Genomic DNA, 12,005 nt, shown 5'->3' on the forward strand with positions numbered 1-12,005 from the left:
GACAACGAGGGCTCTAGCCAAAGGTGATGCTGGTCATGGTCAAGAAGGGTCGTGGTCAAGGACCGGGAGCGCTCATCCACCGATGCCGGTGTCGACGAGGCCCTCGCACAGGTAGTCGCCGCGCGACACCTGGACGTACCTGCCCTTCTCGAGCCGCAGGATCCGCTGGCACTCCGCGGTGCGCTTGCCTCCCACGTCCTGGGGAGCGTGCAGCTCGTTGGCGGTCCACTTGCGCACGCCTTTGAGCGCTTGGACCAGGCTCTGCCGGGTCAGCCGACCACCCAGCTCGGTGGCCTTCTCCGCGAACAGCCGCGCCGCCGACCAGGCGAACAGGCCGTAGCTGTCGGGGATCGCGCCGGGCTTCACCTGCTGCAGCCACGCCTGGTAGAGCGCCATCTCCTCGTTGTCCTGCGGACGCTCGATCAGCGCGGTGGGCATCCAGACGTAGGTGCCCTCGACCGCGGCACCACCGGACTGGATGTAGCGCGGGTCGTAGCCGGTGAGGTCGAGGACGTAGAAGTCCGGCTTATAGTTCTGCTGCTGCATCGCCTGCGCCAAGCGGACCGCGAACTGGAACGGTCCGACGTACTGGACCCAGGTGATGTCGCGGTTCTTCAGCTGCTGGACGTAGGGCGCGTAGTTGAACTCCGAGACGTCGATGCGCGCCTCGTAGGTGACGTTGACGCCGTTGCGTCGCCACGCCTCGGCCTGGCTCTTGGCGTTGATGGGCGCGGCGCCGGCGCCCACGTGGAGGGTCGCCGCCCGCTTGACCGCGGCCGGCTTCTGGCGGGCGAACCACCGCGGCACCGAACGGTTGACCAGGGCGGAGTTGACCGCCTGCGTCGAGAAGCAGGTGGTGCACGCATTGCGCGCCGGGTCGACAGAGGTCGACCGGAGGTCGGGCAGTCCGCACTTCTGCGTCGTCGCGGACCCGCCGGCGTCGAAGGCCGACATCGACCCCACCGCCGCGAACACCGAGCCGCAGAACTGCCGCGCGGCCGCCTCGTTGGCGGCGTTGTCGGCCCGGGAGTCGGCGGTGACGATCTCGAGCTTGCGCCCACAGATGTCGGAGCGGGAGTTGAAGTAGGCGACGTAGGCCCGGGCACCCTCCTGGGCGCCCTGGAAGATCCCCGGCACGGGGCCGGAGATATCGGCGGCGTTGCCCAGCTTGATGACGTCGCGCGTGATGCCGGTGGTGTTCTTGAACCCCTCGCACGATCCCGCGCGGGTCGAGCCGGACGGCGCGTTGTCACCGGTGCCTGAAGGCGTGTCGGCCTCCCCCTCGGCGTCCGGAGCCTCGCCGGGAGCGTCCGGGCCGTCGGCGGGCCCAGGGCCGCCCGGGGCGGCTGCGTCGTCGTCAGGTCCGGGCGCATCCGGTCCGGGGTCGGCTCCGTCGCCCACGCCCGGGAGTCCCGGGAGGTCCCCTCCGGCACCGTCCTCACCCGGCGCCTCGCCCCCCACGCCCCCGGAGGTGCCCGCGGCGTTGGCCATGGTCGCCGGGTCGACCTGCGAGCCACAGGCGGCCAGCAGGAGCGCCACCGCGAGGATCGCGGTCGCGAGCGGGTAGCCGCGGAGGGAGCGGCGTGCCGACATGGGGGTTCCCTTCGTTCTCTGAGTGAGGGCAGCACGTGTGACCGCGCTAACAGAGAACGCCAGAGTAGAACGTGTTCCACTTCGCGGCAATAGTTGCCAAGCGGGACTCGTCCGTGAAGGGGGGTAGTGCGGGTGAGCCGGGCGAGCGGCTCGGGTCAGGCGAGGGTCAGCCGCGCAGGCGGGAGATCTCGTAGAGCGCGACCGAAGCGGCGACGCCGGCGTTGAGCGACTCCACCGCGTTGCTCATCGGGATCGACACCAGCTGGTCGCAGGTCTCGGCGACCAGACGCGAGAGCCCCTTGCCCTCCGAGCCCACGACGAGCACCAGCGGTCCGGTCGCCAGGTCGAGGTCGGGCAGGTCCACGTCACCGTCGGCGGCGAGGCCCACGACCATGCAGCCCGCGTCCTGGTAGGCCTTCAGCTGGCGGGTCAGGTTGCCGGCCTGGGCCACGGGGATCCGGGCGGCGGCGCCGGCCGAGGACTTCCATGCCGAGGCGGTCATGCCGGCGGCGCGGCGCTCGGGGATCACCACGCCGTGCGCACCGAACCCGGCCGCGGAACGGATGACCGCGCCGAGGTTGCGCGGGTCGGTGACCGAGTCGAGCGCCACGATCAGCGGCGCCTCCCCGACCTCGGCGGCCCGGTCGAGCAGGTCGTCGGGGTGGGCGTACTCGAAAGCCGGCATCCGCGCCGCGACGCCCTGGTGGACCGCTCCCCCGGTGAGCCGGTCGAGCTCGTGGCGGCCGACCTCGGTCAGCGCCACCGAGCGCTCCGCGGCCGCAGCGAAGACCTCGCGCACCCGGGCGTCCTTCTCGGTGCCGTCGGCGACATAGACGGCCGTGACCGGCACGCCCGCGCGCAGCGCCTCGGCGACCGGGTTCCGCCCGGCAATCCACTCGGCGTCGCCGCCGCGCGGCTTGCGGGCGCCGGGCTGGGCCCGCTTCTCCGCCTGGACCCGGGTCTTGTAGGCCTTGTGGTAGGGCCGGTCCTTGGCCTTGGGCGTGGGGCCCTTGCCCTCCAGCCCGCGCTTCACGCGCCCGCCGGAGCCGGCGGTGGGGTTGCCCTTGCCGCTCTTGCGGATCGCGCCGCGTCGTGAGGAGTTGCCTGCCATGTGATGTCCCTGGGGTCGGTGGTGCAGTCGGTGGTGTGGGGTCAGTCCGTGAGGGTCCAGGTCGAGCCCTGCGGCCCGTCCTCCACCACGATGCCGAGACCGGCGAGGCGGTCACGCACCGCGTCGGCGGTCGCGAAGTCCTTCTCCGCGCGAGCCCGGGCGCGCTGGCCGATGAGGTCGGAGACGAGCGCGTCGAGGACCTCCCCACGGCGGTCGTCGTGCTCGGCGTTGCCCCAGTGGGGCGCGAGCGGGTCGGCTCCGAGGACCGCGAGCATCCCCCGGACCCGCGCATATGGCTCCGCGAGGGCTGGCGTGTCACCGGCGGTGAGCGCCTGGTTGAGCGCGCGCACCTCCGCCTGGACCTCCGCGACCGCCCGCGGCGTCGACAGGTCGTCGTCCATCGCCGCGGCGAAGCCGTCGGTCCAGGCGTGCTCGCCGGCGGCGAGTGCCCGCTCGGCCGGCTCGGCGTCGGCACCTAGCGCCGTACGGGCCCGAAGGAGCGTCTGCTCGATGCGCGTCAGCGCGGTAGCGGCGTCGAGCAGCGCCTGCTCGGAGAACTCGACGTGGGAGCGGTAGTGCGCGCTCACGAGCCAGTAGCGCAGCTCCACCGCGCGCACCCGCTGGAGGACGTCGGAGACGACGAGGGAGTTGCCGAGCGACTTGCTCATCTTCTCGCCGGCGGTGGTGATCCAGGCGTTGTGCATCCAGTACGCCGCGAAGTCGTGGCCGGCCGCCCGCGACTGCGCCTGCTCGTTCTCGTGGTGGGGGAAGCGCAGGTCGAGACCGCCGCCGTGGATGTCGAAGGCCTCGCCGAGGTACTTGCCGGCCATCGCCGAGCACTCGATGTGCCAACCGGGACGGCCCCGCCCCCAGGGCGAGGGCCACGAGGCGGTGCGGGGCTCGGTGTCGGACTTCCAGCCCTTCCACAGCGCGAAGTCGCGCGGGTCGCGCTTGCCGCGCGGGTCCGCGTCGGCGGCGTCGGCCATGTCCTCGACGCGCTGACCCGTGAGCTCGCCGTACGCCGGCCACGACCGGACGTCGAAGTAGACGTCGCCCGAGCCGTCCTCGGCGGCGTACGCGTGTCCACGCTCGATCAGGGTCGCGATCAGCTCGAGCATCTCCGGCACGTGCCCGGTCGCCAGCGGCTCGTACGTCGGGGGCAGCACGGCCAACGCGTCGTACGCCCGGTCGAGCTCGCGCTTGACCTCCGCGGCGTGGGCGTACCACGCCACCCCCCGCTCGGCCGCCTTGCCGAGGATCTTGTCGTCGATGTCGGTGACGTTGCGGATGAAGTCGACGGCGTACCCGCGCGCGAGGAGCCAGCGGCGCAGGACGTCGAAGTTCACCGCCGACCGGACGTGGCCGACGTGGGGTGACGACTGCACCGTCAACCCACACACGTAGACCCCGACGCGCCCCGGCACTCGGGGGACGAAGTCGCGGGTCTCGCGGGTGGCTGAGTCATGGAGCCGCAGGGTCACCCGCCCGAGTCTAGTGACGCCCGGGGCGTCCGCAGCGCGCGCGGCCGGTGCGCGCGGCCCGTGCGCTCTGCCCCAGGGCCCTATCCTGACTGCATGCGAGTCGAGGTGACGGTGATCGACCCGCATTGGGGGGTCCACGAGGACGTCGTGATCGACGCCGACGACGCCACCCCGGTGGCGGAGGTGATCGAGCAGCTGGTCCGGGTCCTGGCGACCCCGGGCACCGAGACGCCCGAGCTCGCGGTCGCAGGCGGCGCCGACGTCATCAGCCTCGCGTCCCGCCGCTCGACCCCGAGCCTGGTCGGCACAGCGAGCGGCCACACGCTCTATCACCGCGGCGAGCCCCTCGACCCCGAGGTCGCGCTGGCCGACTCGGGGTTGAAGACCGGCTCCCTGCTCTCCCTCGACGACCCGGTCGGGTCGATCCTCGACGAGCCCGAGGGGCTGGTCGAGGTCCGCGTGGTCTCCGGCACGGGCGCCGGCTCGGTGCACCGGCTGTCGTTCGGCGAGGCCAGCATCGGCTCGGACCCGGGTTGCGTCGTCGTGCTCGAGGATCCACGCGTCCCGCCCACGGCCGTCGAGCTGACCATCTCCCTCGACGGGACGGTCGAGGTCCGCGCGGCCGAGGGCGCCGCCGACGTGCTCGCCGAGGCGCTGCCCTCGGTCGAGGTCCCCCTCGCGCTCGACCGGGAACCCCTCAGCGACGAGCCGGCGACCTGGGAGCAGGGCGCCCAGCTCACCGTCGGCACCGTGCTGCTCGAGCTGGAGGCCGTGACCCGACCCGACGCCGCGGTCGAGGACAGCCCCGACCCCGGCTGGGTGGACTACAACCGGCCGCCCCGGCTCTTCCCCCCGGACCGCAAGACGCAGTTCAAGCTGCCGACCGTCCCGCAGGAGCACAACCGCGGCGGACTGCCGTGGATCGTGATGCTGATGCCGATGGTGGCCGCGGTCAGCCTCGCGCTCATCCTCAACCGCTGGTACATGCTCATGATGGGCTTCTTCTCGCCCATCATGATGCTCGGCTCGTGGCTGCAGGGCCGCAAGACGGGCAAGCTGACCTACCGCAAGCAAATGGCGGAGTACCGCGAGAAGAAGGCGAGCATCGAGGCCGACGCCGCGCAGGCGCTCGTCGACGAGCGGCAGGCGCGCCGCAACGAGGCGCCCGATCCCGCGCTCGCGCTGCTGATCGCGACCGGGCCGCGGGTGCGGCTGTGGGAGCGGCGTACCGACGACCCCGACTACCTCTCGCTGCGCATCGGCATCGGCGACCTGGAGTCCGAGGTCGTCGTCGAGGACCCCGAGCAGCTCGAGCACAAGCGCAAGACCATCCGCACGGCGTACGACGTCCCGGTGACAGTCCCGCTGCGGGAGCGTGGCGTCGTCGGCATCGCCGGCGGTGGCGACCTCCCCCGGCGCATCGCGTCGTGGTTCGTCGCGCAGATCGCGGTGCTGCAGAGCCCGCGTGACAGCCAGGTCTACGTGCTCACCGACACCGACAACGCCGACGCCTGGGACTGGCTGCGCTGGCTCCCCCACGCGCGTCCGCAGAACGGCCAGGACACCGTCGTCACGCTCGGCACCGACGCCGAGACCTGTGCGCGCCGGATCGCCGAGCTGTCGTCGATGCTCGGCGCACGGCAGAAGGCCGCCGGACAGCGCAGCGGTGCTCCCGGACGGCTCGGGCCCGACATCGTCGTCGTCATCGACGGCGCCCGTCGGCTGCGGTCGCTGCCGGGCGTCGTCGCCCTCCTCAAGCAGGGCCCGACCTTCGGCATCCGGGCGATCTGTCTCGACCGCGAGGAGCGGTTGCTGCCGGAGGAGGCCACGGCCGTCGTCGTCGAGACGCCCGACGGCGTGACCCTGCGCCAGCAGCGAGTGACGGTGGTCGACCGGATCGTGCCCGACCAGGTCGACCAGCTGTGGCTCTCCCGGGTCTCGCGCGCGCTCGCCCCCGTCCGCGACATCTCCGGCGGCGACAGCGACTCCGTGCTCCCCAACGCCTGCCGGCTGGTCGAGGTCATGGAGATCGAGCCGCCGACTCCGGAGGTCATCAAGGCCCGGTGGGCGGTCATGCCGCGCTCGACCGAGGCGGTCATCGGCATCTCCCTCGACGGCCCGTTCGCCATCGACATGCGCCGCGACGGGCCGCACGGCCTGATCGCCGGCACGACCGGTGCCGGCAAGTCGGAGCTGCTGCAGTCGATCGTCGCCTCGCTGGCCGTGTCCAACCGTCCCGACGGCATGACGTTCGTCCTCGTCGACTACAAGGGCGGCGCGGCGTTCAAGGACTGTGTCGACCTGCCCCACACCGTCGGTATGGTCACCGACCTCGACACCCACCTGGTCGAGCGGGCCCTGGTCTCGCTCGGGGCCGAGCTCACGCGCCGCGAGCACATCCTGGCCGACGCCGGCGCCAAGGACATCGAGGACTACGTCGACCTCATGGCCAAGCGACCCGAGCTGGTCGCGATGCCCCGGCTGCTCATCGTCATCGACGAGTTCGCATCGCTCGCCCGCGAGCTGCCCGACTTCGTCACCGGCCTGGTCAACGTCGCCCAGCGCGGCCGTTCGCTCGGGATCCACCTCATCTTGGCGACGCAGCGCCCCGGTGGCGTGGTCTCCCCGGAGATCCGGGCCAACACCAACCTGCGGATCGCACTGCGCGTCACCGACGGCTCGGAGTCCACCGACGTCATCGACTCCCCCGAGGCCGGCCGGATCGCCAAGAGCACGCCCGGACGTGCCTACGTCCGCCTCGGTGCGAACTCCCTGGTGCCGTTCCAGTCCGGGCGCGTGGGCGGTCGTCGCCCCGGCACGGTCGTGAAGACCGAGGAGCCGCCGTGGATGACGCCGTTGACGCTGCAGCGCCTCCCCCAGCCGATCCCGACGAAGCCCAAGGTCGAGGCCGTCGACGACGCGGAGATCACCGACCTCACGGTGCTGGTCGACGCGATCCGGCAGGCCAACGACCAGCTCGGCCTGCCCGCCCAGCACAGTCCGTGGCTGCCGTCGCTCACCACCGACGTCCAGCTCGACGATCTGCTCGCCGAGGTCGCCCCGACTGTCGCGCCGGCGCTGCCTGCGTTCCCCTACGGCGTGGAGGACCTTCCGGCCGAGCAGGCGCGGCGGCACTCCGCGATCGACTTCGCGACCTTCTCCCACCTGGCGATCGTCGGCGGTCCGCGCAGCGGCCGGTCGCAGGCGCTGCGCACGATGGCGGTGTCGGTGGCGTCGCTGGCCAGCCCCGCCGACGTCCACGTCTACGGCCTCGACTGCGGCAACGGCGCACTGTTGCCACTGGCCGAGTTGCCGCACTGCGGTGCGGTCGTCCAGCGCACGCAGACCGACCGCGCGACCCGGCTCCTGAGCCGGCTCTCGGCGGAGGTCTCGCGCCGTCAGGAGCTGCTCGCCGAGGGTGGGTACGCCGACCTCGGCGAGCTGCGCGCCAGCGTGGCCGACCCGGCCGACCGGCTGCCGCACATCCTGCTGCTGCTCGACCGGTGGGAGGGCTTCCTCGGGTCGCTGTCCGAGCTCGACGGTGGCGCGCCGCACGAGCAGATCCAGGCGCTGCTGCGTGAGGGGGCCTCGGTCGGCATCCACCTGGTCATCGCCGGCGACCGCCAGCTCGTCAACGCGCGGATGGGCTCGCTCATCGAGGACAAGATCGGTCTGCGCCTGCCGGACCGTGGCGACTACGCGATGATGTCGCTGCAGGCGCGCAAGCTCCCCGAGGACATCCCCGAGGGGCGCGGCTTCCGCTCCGAGAGCGCCATCGAGCTGCAGTTCGCCCTGCTCGGCCCCGACCCGTCCGGCCAGGCCCAGGCTGCGGCCGTGCGTGCCGCTGCTGCCGCGGCGAAGGAGAAGTACGCCGACGTACCCCGTGCGCTGCGGCCGTTCCGCGTCGACGTTCTGCCCAACCGGATCACCTTCGAGGACGCCTGGGCGCTGCGCCACGAGGAGGCCATCCCCGGCCTGTGGGCCATGGTCGGCGTCGGCGGCGACGAGCTGACCGCGGTCGGCTTCGACCTCGAGCGCACACCGGCGGCGATCATCGCCGGGCCGTCGCGTTCCGGGCGCTCCACGGCCCTGCTGTGCGCGGTCGAGTCACTGCTGCGCGGCGGCGCGGAGGTCGTCATCGCCGCTCCCCGACCGTCACCGCTGCGGCAGCTGGAGGGGCGCGAGGGGATCCGCGCGGTGCTCACCGACAGCGAGCTGTCGGAGGAGATGCTCGCGCCCGTGCTCGACGAGGGAGAGGGACCCGTGGTGCTCGTCGTCGACGACGGCGAGCTGCTCAAGGACATCCCGGCCAAGAACTACCTCAAGTCCTTCGCCCGCACCGCAGCCGACAACCGTCGCGCGATCATCCTCGGCGGCGACTCCGCCGAGGTCGGTGGCGGGTTCAGCGGCTGGCAGGTCGACCTCAAGGGCCGCCAGGGCCTGCTCATCTCCCCGCAGTCGATCACCGATGGCGAGCTGATCGGCGTCCGCGTCCCCCGCAGCGCGCTCGGCAACGCCGCGACCAGCGGGCGGGCGATGGTCAACGACGGCGACGGCACGCTGCGCACGATCCAGGTGGCGCTGCCCGACATCACCGGCTGACGCACCCGTCGCAGCGGTGCCTGCCGGCCGGCGTCACGTGTCCGTCGGCGTGGCTCGCTCCGCGGCTGCGGCCTTTCACTGGGGCGTGTACGCAACCGAGCAGGTCGCGGCAGAAGCGTGCGTCTCCGAGCGCCCGCAACGCGGCATCATCGGGAGGGTCATCGAGCCTTTGCTCAAGAGTCGACCGAACTATTCACCCAGTGTATGCATTGTGTGTATAGTTGTCGCGTGAGCATCTCCCACGTACTCCTCGGAGTTCTTGCGGCCGGGCCAGCACATGGCTACGACCTCAAGCGCGAGCACGACGCCCGCTTCCCGGGCGCCAAGGAGTTGGCCTACGGCCAGGTCTATGCAGCCCTTCAGCGGGTCGAGCGCGACGGCCTGGTCGAGATCGCCGAGACGGTGCAAGAGAGCGGCCCCGAGCGCACGGTCTATGCCCTCACGGCCGCCGGACGCACCGAGCTCGAACGCTGGCTGGCCGAGGCCGAGAGGGCCGGCCCCTATCCGGCCGACGAGTTGGTGCGCAAGACGGTCACCGCCCTCCGCCTCGGCGTGGACGCGCGCGGCTATCTCGAGCGGCAGCGCGAGGTCCACCTGGACCGCATGCGCGAGCTGCTCGTCGCACAGGACGCGACCACCGACCCTGCCGGACGCTCCGCCATCGACCATGCGGTTTTCCACCTCGACGCGGACCTGCGCTGGCTGGAGGCCGCAGCCGCCCGCATCGCCCAGTCCGCCACGACCCACCAGGGAGAACTGTCATGAGTGACCTACTGATCGAGGCCCGTGGCCTCCACAAGGCGTACGGCCGCACTGAGGCGCTGCGCGGGGTCAGTATCGACGTTGCTGCGGCCGAGCGGGTGGCGATCACCGGCCCGTCAGGCAGCGGCAAGTCCACGCTGCTGCTCTCCCTGGCCGGCATCCTGCGCCCCGAGGCCGGCGAGATCCGGTACGCCGGCACCCGTCTCGACGACCTCTCCGAAGCGGCACGAACACGGCTGCGCCGACGCGAGTTCGGCGTCGTGCTGCAGTTCGGGCAGCTGGTGCCCGAGCTCACCGCTCTGCAGAACGTCGCCCTCCCCCTCATGCTCGAGCGCCACGACCGTGCGTCGGCGGACCGCCTCGCGCGCAGTTGGCTGGAGCGGCTCGACGCCGCGGGGCTGGCGGACGCAGTACCGGGCGAGCTCTCCGGCGGCGAGGCACAGCGCGTCGCCGTCGCCCGGGCGCTCGTGACCTCCCCGCGCGTCGTCTTCGCCGACGAGCCGACCGGCGCCCTGGACACCGTCTCCGGCGAGGCACTGCTCATCGCCCTCTACGACGCCGCCAAGGAGGCCGACGCCGCCGTCGTCACGGTCACCCACGACAACCGTGTCGCCGCCCGCGCCGACCGCGAGGTCCGGCTGGTCGACGGGGTGGTCGCATGATCCGCCTTGCGTGGAACCTGACGCTCGCAGGCGGTCGCGGTCGCGCCGTACTGCTGGCGGCCTGCACCGCGGTCGTCTCGGGCCTTCTGCTCGTCGGCCAAGCGATGCTCCTGCTCCCCGCGTACCCCGACGAGGCGCTCTACAGCGTGGTCGCCGAGTCCGGAACACGAGGCGGCTTCATCTTCGGCGTGGTCATGTTGGCGCTGCCCGCCCTCCTGCTCCTGTTCCAGGCGGTGCGGCTCGGCACCTCGGCGCGCGAACGCCGTCTCGCCGCGCTCCGCCTAGCCGGCGCGACTCCCAGCGACGTGCGCCGACTCGGCGGCCTCGAGGTCGGCCCGCCTGCCTTCCTCGGCGCGGTCGCCGGCTACGGCGTCTACCTCCTGGTGCGAGCGGCCTTCGGCGGTACCGCGACCGACGCCACCTGCTGCGAGCCGGGAGTGACTCTGCACGGCTCGACCCTCGCGTTCGTGCCCACGACCGTGGCACCCGCCTGGTGGCACGTGCTCCTCACGATCGGTGTCGTCACCATGCTCGGAGTCCTCGTAGGAACGGCCGCCAACCGTGGCGTCATCGTCTCCCCGCTGGGCATCACGCGACGCACGACGTCCCGTCCGCCGCGACCGTGGGGCCTGCTCCTCATTGCCGCCGGCATCGGGTTCGGCGTGTTCAGCCTCGTCCTCTTTCGCTCGTCCGCGTTCCTCGACGTCGTCGCACCGTTGCTCGCGATCGTGCTGCTCGTCCTAGGCCTGATCAACCTGGCCCCCTGGACCGCATACGTCGTCGGGCGCCGCGTGGCACGCAGGGCGAAGACCGCCCCCGCGTTGCTGGCCGCGCGCCGACTCGCCGGGGACCCTCGTCCCGCAGGCCGGGCCGCTGCCGCCGTCGGCGCCATAGGACTCGTGGCCGGCGGTGCCGCAGCCATGGCCGGCGACATCATGGAGACACAGGCGCCTGGCGACCGGTCGTACTACCTGGTCGCCATCGGCCTCATCGGCGTCGCGCTCGTGCTTGCCCTGCTCGCGGTGATCGGCTCGCTCGCCGTCCACTCCGTCGAGTCCCTACTCGACCGGAAGCGCTCCGTGGCGTCGCTCGCGGCCCTCGGCGGTACCTCCGACCTCCTCGCGCGCACCCAGCGCGCCGAGGTCGGACTGGTGGCGATGCCGATGGCGACCGGCGGAACGATGCTCGGGTCCCTGGTGATCGGAATCCCGCTCGCGGGCGTCGGACCTGCCTGGGCCGTCGCCACAGCTTTGGCGCTCGGCCTCGTTACAGGTCTGGTGTGGCTCGCGATCCGACTCGCCATCGTGATCACCGGACCGTGGATCCGCAAGGCTGCCGACCCCGACAACCTGCGCACAGCCTGAGGGATGCATCGCGATGGCTAGGAAGGTCCTCGAGGGCGCCGACCTCGTCGCCCGACACCGCCGCCACCACCGCGCGTGCCGCCACGAATGGCAGCTCATCTCCGACGAAGTCGACGAGTTCGGAGGGGTCCGGCTGTTCGAGTGCCACAAGTGCGGCCACGTCCACTTCACCTGAGGACAACACAGCATCATCGCGCGCTGGCCTCGGCATGAGCGCTCAGCGGCATGAGCGGACGTTAGGACGCGGTCCAGCCGGGGCAGGGCGCGTCCTCGACAAGGGGCATCCACTTGTCGCGTCCTCCTGCGAACGTGAAATGGTAGTGGACCCGGTACGCGGAACCGAGCTCGTTCTGCAGCTCCCGGCTTAGCCCGGATCCACCGATGGCCATGGCGCTGAGCGCCTGATCCGGTTCGTCTGGTCATGAGGAGC

At 72.0% G+C, this 12,005-nt stretch carries 8 protein-coding genes; 5 read left to right on the forward strand and 3 right to left on the reverse strand.

Features of this window, described 5'->3' with window-relative positions; all coding sequences use genetic code 11:
• Positions 1-72 precede the first annotated feature (72 nt).
• The 3 genes from J2S59_RS02135 to cysS form a co-directional block, all read right to left on the reverse strand.
• Entirely contained in the window at positions 73-1,593 is a 1,521-nt protein-coding gene (locus tag J2S59_RS02135; protein WP_068118426.1) for an ABC transporter substrate-binding protein, read from the reverse strand.
• A 166-nt stretch (positions 1,594-1,759) separates the two neighbouring features.
• On the reverse strand, positions 1,760-2,704 hold the full coding sequence (gene rlmB, locus J2S59_RS02140) for a 23S rRNA (guanosine(2251)-2'-O)-methyltransferase RlmB (protein ID WP_068118424.1): 945 nt from the start codon (positions 2,702-2,704) through the stop codon (positions 1,760-1,762).
• A gap of 41 nt (positions 2,705-2,745) precedes the next feature.
• Entirely contained in the window at positions 2,746-4,185 is a 1,440-nt protein-coding gene (cysS, locus tag J2S59_RS02145; protein ID WP_306824761.1) for a cysteine--tRNA ligase, read from the reverse strand.
• A gap of 93 nt (positions 4,186-4,278) precedes the next feature.
• Here cysS and J2S59_RS02150 point away from each other — a divergent pair, with 93 nt between their 5' ends.
• The 5 genes from J2S59_RS02150 to J2S59_RS02170 all read left to right on the forward strand — a co-directional run bounded on the left by J2S59_RS02150 (position 4,279) and on the right by J2S59_RS02170 (position 11,750).
• Positions 4,279-8,787 (forward strand): FtsK/SpoIIIE domain-containing protein, encoded by a 4,509-nt coding sequence (locus tag J2S59_RS02150; RefSeq protein WP_068120697.1) that lies wholly within the window; start codon positions 4,279-4,281, stop codon positions 8,785-8,787.
• Positions 8,788-9,015: 228 nt separating this feature from the next.
• The gene (locus J2S59_RS02155; protein ID WP_068120695.1) at positions 9,016-9,552 is read left to right on the forward strand and encodes a PadR family transcriptional regulator; all 537 of its coding nucleotides are present in this window, start codon (positions 9,016-9,018) and stop codon (positions 9,550-9,552) included.
• Positions 9,549-10,211 (forward strand): ABC transporter ATP-binding protein, encoded by a 663-nt coding sequence (locus J2S59_RS02160; RefSeq protein ID WP_068120694.1) that lies wholly within the window; start codon positions 9,549-9,551, stop codon positions 10,209-10,211. Before J2S59_RS02155 ends, J2S59_RS02160 begins: the two co-directional genes overlap by 4 nt.
• Positions 10,208-11,575: an FtsX-like permease family protein gene (locus tag J2S59_RS02165; RefSeq protein WP_068120692.1), complete on the forward strand. Its 1,368-nt coding sequence runs from the start codon at positions 10,208-10,210 to the stop codon at positions 11,573-11,575. Before J2S59_RS02160 ends, J2S59_RS02165 begins: the two co-directional genes overlap by 4 nt.
• Before the next feature lie 13 nt (positions 11,576-11,588).
• On the forward strand, positions 11,589-11,750 hold the full coding sequence (locus J2S59_RS02170) for a hypothetical protein (protein WP_181641944.1): 162 nt from the start codon (positions 11,589-11,591) through the stop codon (positions 11,748-11,750).
• The last annotated feature ends 255 nt before the right edge of the window (positions 11,751-12,005 follow it).

Source organism: Nocardioides massiliensis (genome assembly GCF_030811215.1).
Taxonomy (GTDB): domain Bacteria; phylum Actinomycetota; class Actinomycetes; order Propionibacteriales; family Nocardioidaceae; genus Nocardioides_A; species Nocardioides_A massiliensis.